The organism is Caballeronia jiangsuensis (assembly GCF_046030135.1).
Classification (GTDB): domain Bacteria; phylum Pseudomonadota; class Gammaproteobacteria; order Burkholderiales; family Burkholderiaceae; genus Caballeronia; species Caballeronia jiangsuensis.
Genome location: NZ_JAQQDB010000004.1, coordinates 220,349 through 239,267, shown reverse-complemented (window position 1 = coordinate 239,267; position 18,919 = coordinate 220,349). Strand labels below are relative to the sequence as shown.

General features: G+C 62.0%; 17 protein-coding genes. 8 read left to right on the top strand and 9 right to left on the bottom strand.

Translation table 11 applies throughout. The features are described from left to right. Positions 1-241: 241 nt before the first annotated feature. Entirely contained in the window at positions 242-835 is a 594-nt protein-coding gene (locus tag PQR08_RS06320) for a hypothetical protein (RefSeq protein WP_250485152.1), read from the bottom strand. 220 nt (positions 836-1,055) lie between these two features. On the opposite strand from PQR08_RS06320, the gene PQR08_RS06315 reads away from it, so the two are divergent. From PQR08_RS06315 to PQR08_RS06305, 3 genes are all read left to right on the top strand, one after another. Then, positions 1,056-1,943 carry a glycosyltransferase family protein gene (locus PQR08_RS06315; RefSeq protein WP_250485153.1) on the top strand — a complete coding sequence of 296 codons (888 nt, stop codon included), beginning with the start codon at positions 1,056-1,058 and terminating at the stop codon, positions 1,941-1,943. A 280-nt stretch (positions 1,944-2,223) separates the two neighbouring features. After that, complete coding sequence (locus PQR08_RS06310; RefSeq protein ID WP_250485154.1) at positions 2,224-3,633, top strand: DHA2 family efflux MFS transporter permease subunit; 1,410 nt, start codon at positions 2,224-2,226, stop codon at positions 3,631-3,633. Between the two features lie 105 nt (positions 3,634-3,738). Further along, positions 3,739-4,314, top strand: a complete 576-nt coding sequence (locus tag PQR08_RS06305; protein WP_250485155.1) for a transglycosylase SLT domain-containing protein — start codon at positions 3,739-3,741, stop codon at positions 4,312-4,314. 100 nt (positions 4,315-4,414) lie between these two features. Here the strand turns inward: PQR08_RS06305 and PQR08_RS06300 are convergent, their stop codons facing one another. Together PQR08_RS06300 and PQR08_RS06295 are read right to left on the bottom strand one after the other, a co-directional pair. Then, entirely contained in the window at positions 4,415-4,780 is a 366-nt protein-coding gene (locus tag PQR08_RS06300) for a hypothetical protein (protein ID WP_250485158.1), read from the bottom strand. Between the two features lie 95 nt (positions 4,781-4,875). Further along, positions 4,876-5,181, bottom strand: coding sequence for a hypothetical protein (locus PQR08_RS06295; protein WP_035506984.1), 306 nt, complete (start codon positions 5,179-5,181; stop codon positions 4,876-4,878). A gap of 407 nt (positions 5,182-5,588) precedes the next feature. Here PQR08_RS06295 and PQR08_RS06290 point away from each other — a divergent pair, with 407 nt between their 5' ends. Both PQR08_RS06290 and PQR08_RS06285 read left to right on the top strand, forming a co-directional pair. Next, entirely contained in the window at positions 5,589-6,062 is a 474-nt protein-coding gene (locus PQR08_RS06290; protein ID WP_035506862.1) for a hypothetical protein, read from the top strand. A 205-nt stretch (positions 6,063-6,267) separates the two neighbouring features. Further along, positions 6,268-6,771: an Mpo1 family 2-hydroxy fatty acid dioxygenase gene (locus PQR08_RS06285; RefSeq protein WP_238218219.1), complete on the top strand. Its 504-nt coding sequence runs from the start codon at positions 6,268-6,270 to the stop codon at positions 6,769-6,771. Here the strand turns inward: PQR08_RS06285 and rarD are convergent, their stop codons facing one another. Beyond that, positions 6,772-7,749, bottom strand: a complete 978-nt coding sequence (gene rarD, locus PQR08_RS06280; protein ID WP_187605345.1) for an EamA family transporter RarD — start codon at positions 7,747-7,749, stop codon at positions 6,772-6,774. Positions 7,750-8,122: 373 nt separating this feature from the next. Between rarD and egtD the strand changes: the two genes are divergently transcribed. Beyond that, the gene (gene egtD / locus PQR08_RS06275; RefSeq protein WP_187605346.1) at positions 8,123-9,091 is read left to right on the top strand and encodes an L-histidine N(alpha)-methyltransferase; all 969 of its coding nucleotides are present in this window, start codon (positions 8,123-8,125) and stop codon (positions 9,089-9,091) included. A gap of 1 nt (position 9,092) precedes the next feature. On the opposite strand, the gene PQR08_RS06270 is transcribed toward egtD, so the two are convergent. From PQR08_RS06270 to PQR08_RS06250, 5 genes are read right to left on the bottom strand one after another with little or no spacing between them, the layout of a single operon-like run. After that, positions 9,093-9,389 (bottom strand): acylphosphatase, encoded by a 297-nt coding sequence (locus PQR08_RS06270; protein WP_061175015.1) that lies wholly within the window; start codon positions 9,387-9,389, stop codon positions 9,093-9,095. Between the two features lie 49 nt (positions 9,390-9,438). Continuing rightward, the gene (locus PQR08_RS06265) at positions 9,439-10,578 is read right to left on the bottom strand and encodes a hybrid sensor histidine kinase/response regulator (RefSeq protein ID WP_187605347.1); all 1,140 of its coding nucleotides are present in this window, start codon (positions 10,576-10,578) and stop codon (positions 9,439-9,441) included. Between the two features lie 25 nt (positions 10,579-10,603). After that, positions 10,604-11,200 (bottom strand): chemotaxis protein CheB, encoded by a 597-nt coding sequence (locus PQR08_RS06260; protein WP_250485159.1) that lies wholly within the window; start codon positions 11,198-11,200, stop codon positions 10,604-10,606. Positions 11,201-11,202: 2 nt separating this feature from the next. Beyond that, a complete protein-coding gene (locus PQR08_RS06255; RefSeq protein ID WP_187605349.1) occupies positions 11,203-12,039 on the bottom strand; it encodes a CheR family methyltransferase in 837 nt (278 codons plus the stop codon). Between the two features lie 17 nt (positions 12,040-12,056). Further along, complete coding sequence (locus tag PQR08_RS06250) at positions 12,057-15,191, bottom strand: response regulator (protein ID WP_250485160.1); 3,135 nt, start codon at positions 15,189-15,191, stop codon at positions 12,057-12,059. Between the two features lie 173 nt (positions 15,192-15,364). On the opposite strand from PQR08_RS06250, the gene hpnA reads away from it, so the two are divergent. Together hpnA and PQR08_RS06240 are read left to right on the top strand one after the other, a co-directional pair. After that, the gene (gene hpnA, locus PQR08_RS06245; protein WP_187605351.1) at positions 15,365-16,375 is read left to right on the top strand and encodes a hopanoid-associated sugar epimerase; all 1,011 of its coding nucleotides are present in this window, start codon (positions 15,365-15,367) and stop codon (positions 16,373-16,375) included. Between the two features lie 244 nt (positions 16,376-16,619). Next, positions 16,620-18,866 (top strand): NADP-dependent isocitrate dehydrogenase, encoded by a 2,247-nt coding sequence (locus PQR08_RS06240; RefSeq protein ID WP_250485162.1) that lies wholly within the window; start codon positions 16,620-16,622, stop codon positions 18,864-18,866. Positions 18,867-18,919 lie beyond the last annotated feature (53 nt).

Below are 18,919 nucleotides of genomic sequence, written 5' to 3'. Positions count from 1 at the left end.
ATAAGCGCCGGCCAACAGACCATATAGAAATGCTTCTAAAAGTGACGTGTATCCAGACCGCCACGATTTATCTTGATCCGGTTCTTGCGCGGGTTATAAGCGAAAAGTCTAAATGATGTGGCGCGCGTGGCTGCCGATGACGAGGAGACGGTCGCGTGGCGAGCGCGGCTGCGGAAACGCAGCGTTGTTTGGGGCCGCGCCACAAAGACGCGGCTAAGACTCGCTTATTTTCGCTAGACCATCATTGGATTTTCAGAATTGTGAGCGTTCCATTAACATGCGCTCCTTCATCGGACGTTTTGTCGTAGCCCAGTCCGCATGTCCCAAACCCTCCCTCAGACTTACCGCAGAGGGTGAAACCGTAAAGTTGCCGACCGTTGTCCTGAACCGGCAATTGCAAATAGGTCTGAACTGCGAACTGATAAGGCCCAGGGTAACCCCAGCTCCGATCAAAGAACGAAGCCCTAAATTGTCCACTTGCAGAAGTATTTAATAATCCGAACATGAGAATTACAAATTGCCCCGGCGGAAAAACAAGATATCCGTTATCAAACTGTAATCCCGGAATGTCACCGCCATTTCCTTTTGAAAAATCATATCTCCAGTAATCACCCTCATCAATTCCATTCGCATTGTTCGGCTCATCGGTATGTCCAATGTCCCAAAAAGCCGAGGGTATGAAAGGGGACCCGGACGCATATAATCCATCGTCTCTTCTCATAATCGCATTGCTCGAGTCGCCGGAAACCGGAATTGAATCAGGGTTTAGAACGTCACCATAGTCTATTGGCTTGTGAATGTTATTAACTGCCACTACCGGCTGCTGAATACTCATGTTGAAGCTCCCATTCATAATAGTATGAAGATGGATATTTCAAATTGAAAAACTGTTTAAGCGATCAAGAAACGGTGCTGCATGAGAAGCTTAGGAATAAATCGTACGACCATGCGAGCGAGATTTCGTAATTGTTTATTTCAAAAAATGCGTCCATCCCCGCTTACCAGTTCTGCGAGCATGATGTAGACTTTTCTCGTTTAACGGCAAGAAGATACGAATGGAACTCACAGGGTTTTACTTAAACCTCGACCGCAGCATCGACCGGCGGACTAATATCGAATCGCAGTTGCGACGATTAAATTGCGAATGGATTCGTCGCTTTGAAGCAATTGATGGCGCGACAAATGGGCCATTCGACAACCAATTCAATAATAGCGTATGGGCGTGCCGGAAATCGCATGAGGCGGCAGTATCTTTAACGCCGACTGACGCCGCCATGCTGATCTTTGAAGACGATGTCGAAGTAAGTAATGAATTTCCGGCATATGTGAATTGCTCTACAGTAAATTCCTTCGTTCAGAATTTCCCTGATTGCGACATCCTGTTTCTAGACTGCGTTCCTTTCTATGCGCGAATACCCTTCCTCCTGTCGACATGTGAAGAACTAATGGCAGGGCGAAATCAGGACGATGCCGTCGGACTGGAAAGACATCGCCTCAACGGTGTCAGCGTTGTTGATTGCAAAACGTTGTACGCTTATTGCTCCGCGGCCTATATCGTCACGCCAAAGGGTAAGGTCACACTCGAATCTTTGTTCTCCAGCGATGCAACGCCGGCGGCGGCGATCGACATGTTGCTAAGAGATTGGATCGCTGACGGTCGGCTAAACGCGAAGCTCACGGTTCCATTTCTTGCCTCGCCCCCGTTTTCGAACGCTTCCACGATTCCTTATTCGGTGTTCAACAATCCGAGTCTTAGCAATTACGAAGGATTACTGAGTAATGCGGTTCGCCGATTGCTGTTTGCTGGCGAGTCAAATATAGACTTCGATCAGATTTCTAAACTAATAAAAACACGCCCTGCCTCAGTCGAATACGAAACTGGAATGCGCTTATACGAGACGCTCCGGGGGGGGTGCAAAGTGAGCGCCAACCGTCACGGATGAGGGAAACCGCTGTGCTCATTGCTGGCGCAGACGCGTACATGTCGTCGTAATTGACACTTCCACAGTAGTTGGAGCATAAGCGCCCGCATCATGAATGCGATGAAACCCGATCGCATCACACTAAATCTGAAAAGAATTAATCGCCATCAAAAACAGGGGATTTGCGGGGGAACGGGCATCATCGACTTCCATGCTATTCGCGCTAGACTGGCGGCATGAAATTTCATCCACTCCAACATCTCTCGCAGAAGCCCTCCCAGCAAGGCGCGAGCCACGCATCGTGAAAGGCGGCAACTTCCGCATCACCGCCGCCGTCGTCGCGAGCGCGCTCTTCATGCAGAACATGGACGGCACGATCGTCGCGACCGCCATCCCGACGATGGCCCGCGATCTCCAGGTCGACCCCGTCCATCTTTCCAGCGCGATCACCGCGTATCTCGTCGCGCTGACCGTGTTCATCCCCGCGAGCGGCTGGATCGCCGACCGCTTCGGCGCGCGCCGCGTGTTCATGTGGGCGATTGCGACTTTCACGCTGGCGTCCGTCGCATGCGCCGCCGCGATGAATCTGCCGCAACTGCTCGCCGCGCGCGTCGTCCAGGGTCTCGGCGGCGCGATGATGGTGCCCGTCGGCCGCCTGATCCTGTTTCGCGGCGTCAAGCGCGAGGAACTCCTGCTGGCGACGACGTGGCTCACGATGCCCGCGCTCGTCGGCCCCTTGCTCGGGCCGCCGCTCGGCGGCTTTCTCACCGACGCGCTCTCGTGGCGCAGCATCTTCTGGGTCAACGTGCCGGTGGGCATCGTCGGACTGTGGCTTACCTGGAAGCTGCTGCCGCCGTCGCCGCCCGAGGATCGGACGTCACCCGATCTGCGTGGCATGCTGCTGTCGGGCGCATCGCTCAGTCTATTCATGATCGGCATCGAGAGCGCGGGGCGCGGCGTGCTGCCCGTCGGCGTGCCGTGGATCTGTGTCGCGGTTGGGCTGCTCCTGTTTCGCGTGACGGTGCTGCATTGCCGCCGCGTGCAGAATCCCGCCATCGACTTCTCGCTGCTGTCGATTCCGACCTTCCATGCGGCGACGGTCGCGGGCAGCCTGTTTCGCGCCGGTGCGGGCGCGTTGCCCTTTCTCGTTCCGCTCACGTTGCAGACCGGCTTCGGCTACAGCGCGACTGCGAGCGGTCTCGTCACGTTCGCGAGCGCGCTCGGCTCATTCTGCATGCGTCCGATGACGGCGCTCGCGCTGCGGCGCTTTTCGGTCCGAACGGTTTTATGCACGGGCAGCGTCGTGTTCGCGGCCGTGCTGCTCGTCTGCTCGACGATGTCGCAAGCCTGGCCCGCCGTCGCGATCTTCCTGCTGCTTCTGCTCGGCGGACTCGGCCGTTCGCTCAGTTTTGCGACGATGGGCGCGCTCGCCTTCGCCGATGTGCCCAAGGCGCGCCTCGCCGCCGCCACCTCGTTCCAGGGCACTGCGCAGCAGTTGATGAAGGCGATCGGCGTGACGGTCGCGGCCGGCACGATCCAGGCGACGATGCTCGTTTCCGGCAGCGCGCACACCGAGCGCTGGCAACTCGCATGCGGATTCATCGTGACGGCGCTCGTCGTGCTGGCCTCGTTGCCGATGTTCGCGCGGCTCTCGAATGACGCGGGCGAAGGCATTTCGGCGCCCTCGGCGAAGCGCGCCGAACGCACGTAATTCATTCCGATTCGCGGGGTGAAACATCATATTTAATACAAGTGCATGATCCACAAGGATTTTTTATCTGGCTATAATGCGGTTCCGCTTTGATCCGTGAGTCCGATGCGCCGTTTCCTTCCTATCTTTGCCGCCCTGACCGTAACGCTGAGCGCAGCGCAACCCGCGCTCGCGCAGGAAAATCCGGTCGCCGCAAGCGACGCGGCCGCGCAGTCCACCGCTCAGGCGGACCCGAAGACCGAGCAGGCGAGCCACAAGATTTCGGAAATGCTGACGCGGAAATTCGGCGTGGCGCGGGAGAAGGCGCAGACCATCGCGGCGGCGGTGATGTCGTCGGCGTCGAAATATTCGCTTCCGCCAGCGCTCCTGCTCGCCATCATTTCGATCGAATCGCGCTTCAAGGAAACGGCCAAGGGGCCGAACAATGCGACGGGCCTGATGCAGGTGGTGCCGTCTGCGCACAAGAAGCTCGTGCGCAACGTAGACCTGACGGATCCGGAAGACAACATCGAAACCGGCTCGGCAATCCTGCACGGCTACGTGAAGTCCGCGCAAGGCGATGTCGATGCCGCGCTGAAGAACTATGGTGGATCACGCGCCTACGCCGAAAAGGTCAGTTTGCGCGTCAAGACGTTCGAGCCGGCTGCATCCGTGGATGCGGCATCGGCGAGCGGACAATAGTTTGTCGAAGTACGCGCGCCGCCGCCAGGCGGATGCCGGTTTCGCGTCTCAATGACGCCACGGCGATCGCACCCGCAAGCGCGCAGACATCGTTTTATATTCAATACGCCTTCTGGTTGCCGGTGCCGTCCGACTTCATGCCGCCGGAATTCATGTTGCCGTTATTCGGCGCGCTGCGCTTCACGGTGCCCTGATCCTGGCTCATGCCGTTGGTCGCATCGTTGCCCATGCCGCTCTTCACGCCGGTGCCGGTCGAACTATCCGCCGCGCCGCCCACGCCAGCGCCGCCCATGCCGACGCCACCGCCCTTGCCGCCCGCCGCCGAGCCTGCACCCGCCGAACCATTGCCGCCTGCGCCCGCCGAGCCGCCTGCCGCGCCGCCACCACCGCCCGCTTGCGCATAGACACCGCCGGACAAGCCCAACATCAGCGCGGAAATAACCAGTTTCTTCGTAGTCGCATTCATTGCAAGTCTCCCTGATTTGCGTATCGGTCGCTGCGCATTGGATGCAACGACCGTGTTCGCATTAGCGCAAGGGACGTGCCGCGCCCGACACTTGATCAATAACCGCAGGGCACATACGCGCCACGGTAGTTGTCGTAGCAGTAGCCGGGCGGCTGCGCCGGTTGTGCATAGACCGGCTGCGCGTACGCGGGTTGCTGATAGACGGGCTGCGCATACGTGGGCTGCGCACTCGCCACCGACGTCACCAGCGCGCCGAGCACCGCGCCGCCGATCAGCGCACCGACGATCGCACCGCCATCCCCGCCGCCGCCACGATGACCACCGCCGTGTCCATGCGCCGACGCCTGGCCTGCCACAGTCAAACTACCGATCATCAACAAGACAAGTGCTGCGCGTTTCATGAGCTTCTCCATTTCCCGTTTGGCCGGGTTTATGGAGATCATCTTAAGCAGACGGCTAAGAAATAACTGCAGCAGTTGGTAACCGTGCATTTCAACGATTACAAATAGCGCTTCGAAAAGTCGCCTTGGAAGATTCGATTCGGATGCCGAACTTCCCTAAGAGCCGTTACAAATGGAATTGAATTCGCCAATCGGTAACAGCTTTCGCGACGCGGTCGGTAACGCGCTTCGACATCCAGAAACGATGCAGCCGCTTTTACCGCACGCGGTTTCATTTGCTAGCCACTGGTTACCGTTTGTCACCAGAACGACGTCAACTGGATCGATGGACGCGGCGTTTTCATCGTCAACGCGGCGCACTGCGTGCCACGTGTCCTCAAAGAAAAGATCAAAGGGAGTTTCAAACCATGAAGAAGATCGTCGCTGCTCTCGCATCCGCCATGCTCGTCACCACCGTATTCGCGCAGACTGCCGCAACCGATGCCGGCAAAGCGCAATTGAAGGCAAACAACGAAAAAGCCGAGGCTCAGGCAACCGCCAACAAGAAGAAGGCCGACGCACAGCACGATGCCGCGAAGGCGCAGGCATCGGCGAACGAGGACAAGGCATCGGCGCAAGCCGACGCCAACAAGGAAGCCGCGAAGGTAGCGCAGGCGACCACGCCGGAACAGGCTTCCGACGCCCGCGGTGATGCCACCAAGGCACAGGCGAAAGCCAACAAGAAGAAGCACGCTGCGCAAACCAAGGCCGACAAGAAGAAGCAGGACGCAGCGAAGGATGCCAACGTGGCGCAAGCGAAGGCCGATAAGGAAAAAGTCGAGGCGCAAAGCGACGCTAACAAGACGGCCGCCGATGCGAAGGTGGACGCGGCGAAGAAGTAAGGGAGGCCAGCGTCATCGCATCGCGCACTGGGCATTGCACATAAACAATCCAGTGCGTTCGATTCAGGCGAGCCTTCGGGCTCGCCTTTTTGCATTTCCTTTGGTCCAACTTTTTGCGTGCGACTAAAGGAAATGCTCTACTTGCCGATATCGACGAGCGGCTTATCATTCGTGAATTAAAAGAACACGAACGGAGACGCCCGACATGCGCACGCTGACCGATCAGTTGTCGCAATACGCCGAATATCATCGCGACAGGCGCAACATCGCCACGCACTTCATCGGCATTCCGCTCATCGTGCTCGCGATCGCCGCGTTGCTGAGCCGTCCCGCATGGCCCGTATTATCCGGCGCGTTTCTGCTCACACCCGCGTGGGTGCTGTTCGCGCTCGCCACGCTCTACTATCTCTGGCTCGATGTGCCGCTCGGCATCGGCATGGGTATCGTGTCCGCGTTGAGCGCGGCGTTCGGGCAGTGGGCCGCGTCACAGAGTACATGGAGCTGGCTCGCGATCGGCATCGGCATGTTCGTGATCGGCTGGGCGTTTCAGTTCGTCGGGCATGTGCGCTATGAACATCGCAAGCCGGCTTTCGTCGACGATATCGTCGGCTTGTTGATCGGGCCGCTCTTCATACTCGTCGAGCTGATGTTCGGCCTCGGCCTCATGCGCGATCTGCACGATGCCATCGAAACGCGCGCCGCGCGTTGATCAGTCCACGCGCTCGATTTCCTCCGCGACGGTTTCATGCTCGACGCTCGCGTGGTGCTCGCTCATCGGCAATGTCCGCTTGTGCGACCGCTCGCGCATCAGCAGACGCGCGCTGTGCACGCCGGTCAGCACGACGGCGATCCAGATCGGCACATAAGTACCGAGTTGCCGCGCTGAAAACGGCTCGCCGAGCAACAGGACAGCGACGCCGACGAGCAGCACCGGTTCCACGTAGCCGAGAATGCCGAAGAGCGCGATCGGCAGATGACGGCTCGCGCGCAGGTACGAAGCGAGCGCGATCGTGCTCAATGCGCCGAGTCCTGGCAGAAGCAGCAAGCCGAGACGCGGCTCGCCGGCGACATCCGCGAACGAGCCGCGCACGATCAGCATGATCGCGGCGACGGGCGCGATCAGCATGATTTCGACGGCGAACGACACGAGCGGATCGGCATTGAGCCGGCGGCGCAAGACGAAGTAAGGCGGATAGCCGAGCATCACGACGAGCGTCGGCCACGCGAACGCATGCGTGATGACCAGTTCATGCGCGACGCCCACGGCCGCCGCGGCGACGCCCGCCCACTGGAAGCCGTCGAGACGCTCGCCGTAGTGAAAGCGGCCGAGCAGCACCATCGCTAGAGGCAGAAGAAAATAGCCGAGCGATACTTCGAGCGCGCGACCGTGCAGCGGCGCCCAGAGAAAGATCCACAACTGCACGCCGAGCAGCGCGGCGGCAATAGCGAACGCCAGCAGCAGTTGCGGCGTTTTGGCGAGCCTCGCGACGAGCGCGCATAATTGCGGCCAGCGCTTGCGCAGCGCAACGAGCGCGAGCGCGCCCGGCAGTGTCCACACGATTCGCCACGCGAAGATGTCGAGCCCGTCGAGGGGCGCGAGCCATTTCGTATAGCCGGACATGAGCGCGAAGAGCGCGGAAGCGGCAACGGACAGCGCGATGCCGCGCCCCAGGTCATGCTGATTCATCGAAAGAAGCGCTACGCGCTGAAGGTGACTGCAAGCCGAACGAAACGTGAACGCGCATTCTAACGGTGCACGCGCGCAATTTTCAAAACCCGCTTCAATCGAAATTCCCGGACGTGCCCGCTTTTTGCTTCCTTCATGCTTCGCATTTCCGCATGAACTCCGCTGCCTGATCGCTGTCACTTGCGGTTGTCTTTAGCCGGTCACGATGATCGGCGACCCTTGTCGGTCCGGCATTTGCCGGTCCGGTCCCGAAGTCCGGGCGGCGCCGCGTACGAACATCCGCCGCTCACGTCATTGCATCCGCAGCAACACGCGCCGTGCCGTCATGTTCGACGATGGCACGCGAAGAAAACGCCGCATCGATGGAGACGTCATGACTCAACCTGCCTTGTCGCCCCGCTTTTCCAACGCCTTCGCAGAGGCCGTGTACGTAGGACTCAGCAAGCGTCCGCAAAAAGAACTGCCTTCGATGTATCTGTATGACGAAGTCGGCTCGGCCCTCTTCGAAGTGATCACCGCGCTGCCCGAATACGGCGTGACGCGCGCCGAAGAACGCGTGCTGAAGGCTCACGCGGCGGACATCGTCGCGGCCATGCCGGGCGATATCCAGGTCGCCGAACTGGGCAGCGGAAGCGGCCGCAAGACGCGCCTCATTCTGGAGGCGCTGTGTAAAAAGCAGCCCACCGCTTACCATCCGATTGAAATTTCTCGCACCGCCTTGCAGTTGTGCCGGCGCGAATTGAGCGATATCGAGCGCGTGTCGATCGTCGGGCACGAGCGCGATTACCTCGCGGGATTGTCGGAAGTCAGCGCAAAGCGCAAGGACGGCGAAAGACTGCTCGTGCTGTTTCTCGGCAGCACCATCGGCAACTTCGCGCGGCTCGCGGCGACGAAGTTCCTGCGCTCGATCCGCGGCATGCTCCAGCCCGGCGACGCGCTCCTGCTCGGCACCGATCTCATCAAGCCGCTGCCGGTGCTCGTCGCCGCGTACGACGATCCGATCGGCGTCACGGCCGCGTTCAATCTGAACATGCTTGCGCGGATCAATCGCGAACTCTCCGGCGACTTCCCGCTCGATGCCTTCGAGCACGTCGCGCGCTTCAACCCGGATGCGCGCAGCATCGAAATGCATCTGCGCGCGAAGCGTGCGCTGTCCGTGCGCGTGCGCGGCGCGGACCTGCACGTCGAGTTCCGCGAAGGCGAGACGATCTGGACGGAAAGCAGCCACAAATATGCGGCCGATGAAGTCGCGCCGATCGCCGCCGATGCGGGCTTCGAATGCACGCATCAGTGGCGCGACGAGCAATGGCAGTTCGCGGAGAGCCTGCTGGTCGCGAAATGATTCAGTGCTGCTCGAAGCGCTCGTAGCGCTTCTCGACGTGGCGCTCTTCGCTGTGGAAATCGGTGACGCGGGCATGCGGCGGCCCGCGTCGCAGCCATTCGAGCATCAGATCGACCTGATTGGCCGCGCCCTGCACGATCGCTTCGACGGAGCCGTCGTCGAGATTGGCGACCCAGCCGCGCACGCCGAGCGCATGCGCCTTTCTGACCGTGTAATGCCTGAAGCCGACGCCCTGCACGACGCCGCGCACCCGCACGTAATAGGTTTCGATTCTCGTATCCAGATCCGGGCCTGGCATCGTGCTCACTCCTTTCAGATGTCGATACGCCGCATTGTAGCCACGCTCGTCAACTCAGACGGAAAGGCTGCGCCATGTCCGCGCGCTCGCCCGAACGCGGATGCGGCACGCGCGGCAGCGTCACTACGAACACCGTGCCGGATTCGGCGGTGGAGTGCGCCTTGACATCGCCGCCGTGCATCTGAGCGATCTCGCGCGTGATGTAGAGCCCGAGCCCGAGACCGCTCGATTCGTGCTGACGCCGGCCCGAGCGATACGGCGCGAAGATCGTCGGCAGAACGTCGGCGGGAATTTCGCCCGCATTCTGCACGGTGATGATCACGTCGTCGGCGTTGCCGTCGAGGCGCACCTGAATCGCCGAGCCTTCGAGCCCGTGTTGCAGCGCGTTGCCGATGAGATTCGAAAACACTTGCGAGAGCAGATCGCCGTCGCCCTGCAAAAGCGTATCGCCCTGACGCAGCACGAAGATGCGCCCTTCGCCGACCCGCGCCTCGTATTCGTCGACGATATTCTTCGCGAGCGTCATCAACTCCACCGCGCGCGGCTGCAAGGTCACGCGTCCGCCGCGCAGTCGCGCGAGGTTCAGCAACTGATCGACCATGCGCACCATGCGCATGCCGCTCGACTTGATGCGCGTGCCGATATTCGCGACGTTCTCGTCCGGCACGAAGCGCGCGAGATATTCCGCCGACGCGATCACCGCCGAGAGCGGCGTGCGCAGATCGTGGCCGAGCACGGCCATCAGCATCTCGTTCGCATCGAGCAGTTGCTGCACGGTCGCGAGTTGCGTCGCGAGCTGCTGCTTCTGGCGCTCCATCTGGATGAACACATCGACCTTCGAATTGAGGATGCGCGAATCGAAGGGCTTGTAGAGAAAGTCCACCGCGCCCGCTTCATAGCCGCGGAAAGTGCGGCTCGCGTCCTGCGCCGTCGCCGTGAGGAAGATGATCGGCACGTGCGCGGTGCGCGGGCTGCCGCGCATCAGCTCGGCGAGTTCGAACCCGTCCATGCCGGGCATGTTGACGTCGAGAATGGCGAGCGCGACTTCGTGCTTGAGCAGAAGCTCGAGCGCGGCCGGTCCCGATTCGGCTTTCAGCACCGACAGATCCGGCCGCGCGAGCGACGCTTCGAGCGCGGTGATGTTGTTGCGGATGTCGTCGACGATCAGCACGTGGATGGGTTGCGTCATCTGGTGACTCCTTGCCTTGCTTCCTTCATTGCCTGTAGCCGATGCACTGCGTGAGCCGCATCGCCATGTGATCCAGCGTGAGCACTTCGTTCACCGCGCCTTGCGCGATGGCCGCGAGCGGCATCGCGGGCGCGCTCGCCGTCGCCGGGTCCTGCGCCCAGCATGCGCCGCCCGCATCGCGGATCGCGCGTGCGCCGCGCGCACCGTCGTCGTTCGCGCCGGACAGCACGATGCCGAGCAGCCGCTCGCCATACGCATGCGCCGCCGATTCGAACAGCACATCCACCGATGGCCGCGAAAAGCGCACGGGCGGATCGACCGACAGCGCGATCGCCGGCGCTGCGCCGCCCTCCGCCTCGACGAGCATGTGATAACCCGGCGGCGCGAAATACACGGTGCCCGGCGCGATTTCGTCCTTGTCGAAAGGCTCCACGATGGCCATCTCGCAGCGCGTCGCGAACAATCCGGGCAGGAGGCTCGGCTGCCCCTGACGCACATGCACCACGACGAGCACCGGCGGCGCGAACGCCTTCGGCAACGCGGGCAGCAAGTGATTGAGCGCCTCGACGCCGCCCGCCGATGCGCCGATCACGACTGCCCCGATGCGGTTCGCGTCGATCATCGTCACACCTTCTGATAAAGCCGCTCGCGCGGATTGAAGTCCGCGAAACGGTCTGCGTACGTGGAAAAGCGCAGGCTCTCCTTGCTGCCGAGACCGAGAAACCCGCGCCGCACGAGCGAATCGCTGAAGAGGCCGAGCGCGCGATCCTGCAGCGCGCGATCGAAATAGATCAGCACATTGCGGCACGACACCAGATGCGCTTCGAGAAACACGCTGTCCGTCGCGAGACTATGATCCGCGAACACGACGCGCGACTTGAGCGTCTGCGAGAACTTCGCCGCGCCGTAGGCCGCGTGATAATAGTCCGAGAGCGAACGCTTGCCGCCCGCCGCCAGATAGTTCTGGCTGAAGCCCGCCATGCGCTCCAGCGGATAAATGCCGCTTTCCGCCTGACGCAATGCTTCGGCGTTGATGTCGGTCGCGTAGAACACCGTGCGGTCCGCGATCTTCTCCTCCGCGAACAGCACCGCGAGCGACCACAGCTCCTCGCCGCTGCTGCATCCCGCGACCCACACCTTGATCGACGGATACGTCTGCAGAATCGGCACGACCTGTTCGCGGATCGCGCGAAAATACTGCGGGTCGCGGAACATCTCGCTCACCTGCACGGTGAGGTACTGAAAGAGCCGCGCGAACAAAGCCGGGTCGCGCAGAATGCGCTCCTGAAGATGCGACAGCGTCGGCACACCGAAATCGTGCACCGCCTGCGCGAGTCTGCGCCTCAGCGAACTCACGGAGTAATGCCGGAAGTCGTGCTGATAGCGCAGGTAGATCGCTTCCAGAATCAGCTTCAGTTCGATGTCGAACGTCGCTTCTTCGTCGTGCCGGCCGTCATTCATCTGAGAGATGGGTCCGTTCATCGCTGGCGCAGCCATACGCGGCACAGCGACACGAGCTTATCCACGTCGATGGGCTTGGATATGTAATCGTCCGCACCCGCTTCGAGACATTTCTGGCGATCGCTCGGCATCGCCTTCGCCGTCAGCGCGATGATCGGCAGGCGCGCATGTTCCGCGCGCTTGCGGATTTCGGTCATCGCGGTGAGGCCGTCCATCTCGGGCATCATGACATCCATGAGAACGAGGTCGATGTCGCCGCGGCGCGCGAGCGCTTCGAGCGCCTCGCGTCCGTTGCGCGCGATTTCGAGCGTCGCGCCGAGCGGCTCGATCACGCGCGAGAGCGCGAAGATATTGCGCACGTCGTCTTCGGCGAGCAGGATCGTGCGGCCCTCGAACACGTCGTCGCGCTGACGCGCCGCGCGCAGCATGCGCTGCTGCTCGGGCGGCAACGCGCTTTCCACGCTATGCAGGAACAACGTGACTTCATCGAGCAGACGCTCCGGCGATTTCGCTCCCTTGATGATGATCGATTTCGAGTAGCGGCGCAGACGCTGCTCCTCGTCCTGCGACAACAGCCGTCCCGTATAGACGATGACCGGCGGCGATGCCTGCCCGCCGCCCGCCGACACGCGTTCGAGCAATTCGTAGCCGGAGCCGTCGGGCAGCGCGAGATCCATCACGACGCAATCGAACGGCGCGCGCTGCATTTCCTCGATGGCCTCCGCGATCGATCCCGCTTCCACGATGCCCACGGTCTCGCTCGCGAGCAGCGCGTGAATGCTCTGGCGCAGCGCCGGATCGTCCTCGACGACGAGCACGCGGCGCATGCCCTGCGACGAGCGCGCTTCGAGCTTGCGGATCGCGTGGGCGAGATCGTCGCGCGCGCTCGGCTTGAGCGTATAGCCGATTGCGCCGAGATGCAGCGCGACATCGGCGTGATCGGTCGCGGAGACGACGTGAATCGGGATGTGGCGTGTGAGCGGATCGTGCTTCAGCCATTCGAGCACCGTGAGACCCGACTGATCCGGCAGACCAATGTCGAGCAGAATTCCGTTCGGCTGGAGCGAGCGCGCGAGCTCGACGCCCTGCGTCGCCGTGGCGGCGTGCACGCAGTCGAAGTCGAGTTCGTGGGCGAGATCGTAGAGAATGCCGGCGAACGGCTGATCGTCCTCGATGACGAGAATCACGCGGCCCGGACGCTTGCGGTCGGCACGATCGTCGGCGATGGCCATCGGCTCGTGCATCGCGACCGGCGGATGAACTTGCTGCGGCTGCATCGGCGCGGGCGCGGGTGCCGGGGCGGCGGCCGGCGCCGGCTCGCTCGCTTGGGCGATCGTATCGAGCTTCGCGGTGACGGTGCCTTCACGCACGGCGATAGGCAGCCTCACCGAAAACACGCTGCCGTGCCCGAGTTCGCTCGACACGGACACCGAGCCGCCGAGCAGCCGCGAGAACTCGCGCGAAATCGACAGCCCGAGGCCGCTGCCGCCGTATTTGCGGCTCGTGGTGCCGTCGGCCTGCTGGAAGGCCTGGAAGATCATGTCCTGCTTCTCGCGCGCGATGCCGATGCCCGTGTCGCGCACGTCGAAGCGCAGCGCATTGTCGCCCGCGCGCTCGACCGCGACCGTCACGCTGCCGCGCTCGGTGAACTTGAACGCGTTCGACAGCAGATTGCGCAGCACCTGCAGGAGCCGCTGGCTGTCGGTGACGAAATACTGCGGCACGTTCTCGCCGTGCTGCGTGATGAATTCGACGCCCTTGCTTCCGGCAACCGGCGCAAAGGACTGCCGCAGCGTCTGCAGGATCGAATCGACGGACGTGGGCGCGAACTGCACGTCCATCTGTCCTGCCTCGACCTTCGACAAATCGAGAATGTCGTTGATGAGCGAAAGCAGATCGCTGTTCGACGAATGGATCGTGGCCGCGTAGCGCACCTGTTCGTCGGTCAGGTTGCCCTGCTTGTTGTCCTGCAGGAGCTTCGCGAGGATGAGCGAGCTATTGAGCGGCGTGCGCAGTTCGTGCGACATGTTCGCGAGGAACTCCGACTTGTACTGGCTCGCGCGCTCCATTTCCAGCGCGTTCGCGGTCAGTTCCTGCTGCGCCTGCAGAAGCTCGGCCTTTTGCCGCTCCAGATGCTGCGTATGCTCTTCGAGCTGGACATTGGTTTGTTCGAGTTCCGCCTGCTGCTGTTCGAGACGCCCCTGCGAATCCTGCAGCGCGCGGCCGCGCTCTTCGAGTTCCTCGTTCGACACGCGCAGCTCTTCCTGCTGCACCTGCAATTCCTCGCTCTGGCGCTGCGTTTCTTCGAGCAGTTCGACGAGACGCGCGCGATAACGCGCCGAACGCAGCGCCATGCCGATCGGTTCCGACGCCATGTCGAGCAGCGCGCGGGCATCGTCGAAACGTCCTTCGTTGCCGACGAAGCCGAGCTCGATCGCGCCCGCGACATCGCCATCGGCGAAGAGCGGGGCGATCAGCACGCGCGATGCCGTCGCCGATCCGAGCGCGGAACCGGCTTTCAGATAATGCGACGATGCGTCGCGCAGTTCGAGCACGCGCGCTTCCTCGATCGCCTGACCGACGAGCCCTTCGCCCCGCGCGATCCTCGCCGGCGCGCCGCCTTCGTCCGGCAGCGCCCACGCGCCGACGCGCACGAGCGCATCGCCGTCGAGCGCATAGACCACGCCGACTTTCGCTTCCACGTACGGAATGATCGAACGCAGGATGCTCACGCCGATCGAAGCCGGTGACTGCTCGCCGCGCAATTTGACGCCGAGCTGCACGATGCCCTGCTGCAGCCAGGTCGTGCGTTGTACGGCCAGCCGCGATTTGATATATAGATGCGCCACCGCCGCGAGCGCGAGCAGCACGACGATGCCCATCGCGCGATTGATCTGGAGCACGTCGCGGCTCGTGTTCGGGTCCGCGGCCGCGAGTGCGTATCCTGCGATCATCAGCACGGCCGATGCGCCCGCGGTGACGATCGGCACCGACGGCCGGTCGGCCCAGACGCACAGCACGACCGGCAGCACGTAGAAGATCCAGATCGCGACGCGCATCGGCGTGAGTACATCGATGCTGAACACGACCGCGAGCGAGAGCGCGATGGCGAGGTAAATCCAGGAGCGTAGGTTTCGAGTGTCTAGAGGCATCGTCCACCGGTTCTGTTCATGTTTTGCGCGGGCCTCGCGCCGGCAGCAGGCACGGACCTTAGCATGACGCGCAAGCCCTTGTCACATCGGGCTTTGCAGCCGATCGGCGCATGCTTTCCCGCGCGGCAGTTGTTACGAAAGACGGCCGCGCCAGTATTTTCAACGAGGTAAGAATGACTGATTTTTCCGGCTCTCGCGTGCTCGTCACGGGCGCCTCGGGGTTCGTCGGGTCCGCGGTCGCGCGGCTCGCCATCGAACGGGGTTTCGACGTGCGCGTGCTCGTGCGCAAGACCAGCCCGCGCAAGAACGTCGAATCGCTGAATGCGGAGATCGTCGTCGGCGATATGCGCGACGAAGCGTCGATGCGCGCCGCGCTCAAGGGCGTGCGATTCCTTTTCCACGTCGCCGCCGATTACCGCATCTGGGCGCCGGACCCGAGCGAGATCGAGCGCGCGAATCTCGAAGGCACCGAGGCGACGATGCGCGCGGCGTTAGCGGAAGGCGTAGAACGCATCGTTTATACCAGCAGCGTCGCGACCCTGAAGGTGACGAGTTCCGGCGCAATCGCCGACGAGACCAAGCCATCGGACCCGGCGAGCACCATCGGCGCGTACAAGCGCAGCAAGGTGCTCGCCGAGCGCGCCGTCGAGCGCATGGTCGCGCAGAACGCGCTGCCCGCGGTGATCGTGAATCCGTCGACGCCGATCGGCCCGCGCGACGTGCGTCCGACACCAACCGGGCGCATCATCGTCGAAGCGGCGACGGGCAAGATCCCCGCTTTCGTCGATACGGGCTTGAATCTCGTCCATGTCGATGATGTCGCGAACGGGCACTTTCTGGCGCTGGAGCGCGGCAACATCGGCGAGCGGTACATCCTCGGCGGCGAGAATCTGCCCTTGCAGCAGATGCTCGCGGACATCGCCGGATTCGTCGGACGCAAACCGCCGACGATCAAGCTGCCGCGCGGGCCGCTCTATCCGGTGGCGCTGGGCGCTGAGCTGATCGCCAAGCTGACCGGCAAGGAGCCGATGGTCACGCGCGACGCGCTGCGGATGTCGAAGAACAAGATGTACTTCACGTCGGCGAAGGCCGAACGCGAGCTGGGATACAGCGCGCGGCCGTACCAGCAGGGATTGAAGGATGCGCTCGACTGGTTCCGGGCGAACGGTTATCTCGCAGGATGAAGCACGGAATCATTTCATGAAACGTTCCGGCCGAGGCAACGAGGCGCAGGAGTGCAACTCTTGTATAAGACTCGAAAAAAGTTAAGTCATTGAAATAGCAAGAAAAACGTCCGTTTTGGCCCGTCTCGCACGGCGAGATTCACACGCGCGCCCCGCAAAAATCAGGCAGAATAGCGGTTTGTTGCCGGAGGGGTGCCGAGGCCGGCGGTTTTTTCCAACCTGTTTTCGGATGTCGAGACAAGCGATGAGTAATCAGCAACCCACCATCATCTACACCCTGACCGACGAAGCTCCGCTGCTCGCGACCAGCGCCTTTCTGCCGATCATCCGTGCCTTCACCGCGCCGGCGGGCGTCAATGTCGCGACGAGCGACATCTCCGTGGCCGCGCGTATCCTCGGCGAATTCCCCGAATTCCTGACCGACGAGCAGAAGGTCCCCGACAACCTCGCCGAACTCGGCCGCCTCACGCAGCTCGACGACACGAACATCATCAAGCTGCCGAACATCAGCGCGTCCCTGCACCAGTTGACGAGCGCGATCAAGGAGCTTCAGTCGAAGGGCTACAAGCTGCCCGACTACCCCGAAGAGCCGAAGAACGACGAAGAGAAAGCCATTCGCGCGCGTTATGGCAAGTGCCTCGGCTCGGCCGTGAACCCGGTTCTGCGCGAAGGCAACTCGGACCGCCGCGCGCCGCTCGCCGTGAAGAACTACGCGAAGAAGCATCCGCACAGCATGGGCGAGTGGAGCATGGCTTCGCGCACGCACGTCGCGCACATGAAGCATGGCGACTTCTATCACGGCGAAAAGTCGGTCACGAATGACAAGGCGCGTGAAGTGCGCATGGAACTCGTCACGAAGCGCGGCGAGACCATCGTGCTCAAGCCGAAGGTCAAGCTGCAGGACGGCGAGATCGTCGACAGCATGTTCATGAGCAAGAAGGCGCTGGTCGAATTCTACGAAGAGCAGATGGAAGACGCGCGGAAGACCGGTGTCATGCTGTCGCTGCACGTGAAGGCGACCATGATGAAGGTCTCGCACCCGATCGTCTTCGGCCACGCCGTGAAGGTGTTCTACAAGGATGCGTTCGAGAAGCACGCGAAGCTCTTCGAAGAACTCGGCATCAATGTGAACAATGGCCTCGTCGACCTGTACACGAAGATCGAGACGCTGCCGGAATCGCAGCGCGATGAAGTCATCCGCGACATGCACGCGTGCCACGAGCACCGCCCGGCGCTCGCGATGGTCGATTCGGCCAAGGGCATCTCGAACCTGCATGCGCCGAACGACGTGATCGTCGATGCCTCCATGCCCGCGATGATCCGCGCCGGCGGCAAGATGTGGGGCGCCGATGGCCGTCCGCAAGACACGAAGTGCCTGATTCCGGAAAGCACGTTCGCGCGCATTTATCAGGAAATCATCAACTTCTGCAAGACCAACGGCGCGTTCGATCCCAAGACCATGGGCACGGTGCCGAATGTCGGCCTGATGGCGCAGAAGGCCGAGGAGTACGGCTCGCACGACAAGACGTTCGAGATCGCGGAAGACGGCACGGCGCGCATCGTCGATAACGCGACGAACGAAGTCATCGAAGGACTCACGCAGGAAGTCGAGAAGGGCGACATCTGGCGCATGTGCCTCGTGAAGGATGCGCCGATCCGCGACTGGGTGAAGCTCGCCGTCACGCGCGTGAAGAACTCGGGCACGCCGGCGGTGTTCTGGCTCGACCCGTATCGTCCGCACGAAGCCGAGCTCATCAAGAAGGTCGAGACGTACCTGAAGGACTACGACACCGAAGGCTTGGAAATCCACATCATGTCGCAAGTGCGCGCGATGCGTTACACGCTCGAGCGCGTGATTCGCGGCATGGACACGATTTCGGTCACCGGCAACATCCTGCGCGACTACCTCACCGACCTGTTCCCGATCATGGAACTCGGCACGAGCGCGAAGATGCTGTCGATCGTTCCGCTGATGGCGGGCGGCGGGCTGTACGAGACGGGCGCGGGCGGCTCGGCGCCGAAGCACGTGCAGCAGCTCGTGCAGGAAAACCATCTGCGCTGGGACTCGCTCGGCGAATTCCTCGCGCTGGCGGTGTCGCTCGAAGAGCTCGGCATCAAGAACGACAACGCGCGTGCGAAGCTCGTTGCGAAGGCGCTCGATGCCGCCACCGGCAAGCTGCTCGACAACAACAAGAGCCCGTCGCCGAAGACCGGCCTGCTCGACAATCGGGGCAGCCAGTTCTATCTCGCGATGTACTGGGCGCAAGAACTCGCGTCGCAGACGGACGACAAGGAACTCGCGCAACTGTTCGCGCCGCTCGCGAAGACGCTGGCTGAAAACGAGCAGAAGATCGTCGACGAACTCGCTGCCGTGCAGGGCAATGCGGCGGACATCGGCGGCTACTACAAGCCGGACGAGCAGAAGCTCGAAGCGGTGATGCGTCCGAGCAAGACGCTCAACGCGGCGCTCGCGGAAGTGAGCGCGAAGTAAGGCGATACGGGCGCGTCATGCGCCCCGATGAACCGGCATCTCTTCGGGGATGC

What these genes read in the sequence shown, in the direction of transcription:
- PQR08_RS06320 (WP_250485152.1), bottom strand. Translation starts at nt 835, where the DNA reads ATGAGTATTCAGCAGCCGGTAGTGGCAGTTAATAACATTCACAAGCCA.
- PQR08_RS06315 (WP_250485153.1), top strand. Translation starts at nt 1,056, where the DNA reads ATGGAACTCACAGGGTTTTACTTAAACCTCGACCGCAGCATCGACCGG.
- PQR08_RS06305 (WP_250485155.1), top strand. Translation starts at nt 3,739, where the DNA reads ATGCGCCGTTTCCTTCCTATCTTTGCCGCCCTGACCGTAACGCTGAGC.
- PQR08_RS06300 (WP_250485158.1), bottom strand. Translation starts at nt 4,780, where the DNA reads ATGAATGCGACTACGAAGAAACTGGTTATTTCCGCGCTGATGTTGGGC.
- PQR08_RS06295 (WP_035506984.1), bottom strand. Translation starts at nt 5,181, where the DNA reads ATGAAACGCGCAGCACTTGTCTTGTTGATGATCGGTAGTTTGACTGTG.
- PQR08_RS06290 (WP_035506862.1), top strand. Translation starts at nt 5,589, where the DNA reads ATGAAGAAGATCGTCGCTGCTCTCGCATCCGCCATGCTCGTCACCACC.
- PQR08_RS06285 (WP_238218219.1), top strand. Translation starts at nt 6,268, where the DNA reads ATGCGCACGCTGACCGATCAGTTGTCGCAATACGCCGAATATCATCGC.
- rarD (WP_187605345.1), bottom strand. Translation starts at nt 7,749, where the DNA reads ATGAATCAGCATGACCTGGGGCGCGGCATCGCGCTGTCCGTTGCCGCT.
- egtD (WP_187605346.1), top strand. Translation starts at nt 8,123, where the DNA reads ATGACTCAACCTGCCTTGTCGCCCCGCTTTTCCAACGCCTTCGCAGAG.
- PQR08_RS06270 (WP_061175015.1), bottom strand. Translation starts at nt 9,389, where the DNA reads ATGCCAGGCCCGGATCTGGATACGAGAATCGAAACCTATTACGTGCGG.
- PQR08_RS06265 (WP_187605347.1), bottom strand. Translation starts at nt 10,578, where the DNA reads ATGACGCAACCCATCCACGTGCTGATCGTCGACGACATCCGCAACAAC.
- PQR08_RS06260 (WP_250485159.1), bottom strand. Translation starts at nt 11,200, where the DNA reads ATGATCGACGCGAACCGCATCGGGGCAGTCGTGATCGGCGCATCGGCG.
- PQR08_RS06255 (WP_187605349.1), bottom strand. Translation starts at nt 12,039, where the DNA reads ATGAATGACGGCCGGCACGACGAAGAAGCGACGTTCGACATCGAACTG.
- PQR08_RS06250 (WP_250485160.1), bottom strand. Translation starts at nt 15,191, where the DNA reads ATGCCTCTAGACACTCGAAACCTACGCTCCTGGATTTACCTCGCCATC.
- hpnA (WP_187605351.1), top strand. Translation starts at nt 15,365, where the DNA reads ATGACTGATTTTTCCGGCTCTCGCGTGCTCGTCACGGGCGCCTCGGGG.
- PQR08_RS06240 (WP_250485162.1), top strand. Translation starts at nt 16,620, where the DNA reads ATGAGTAATCAGCAACCCACCATCATCTACACCCTGACCGACGAAGCT.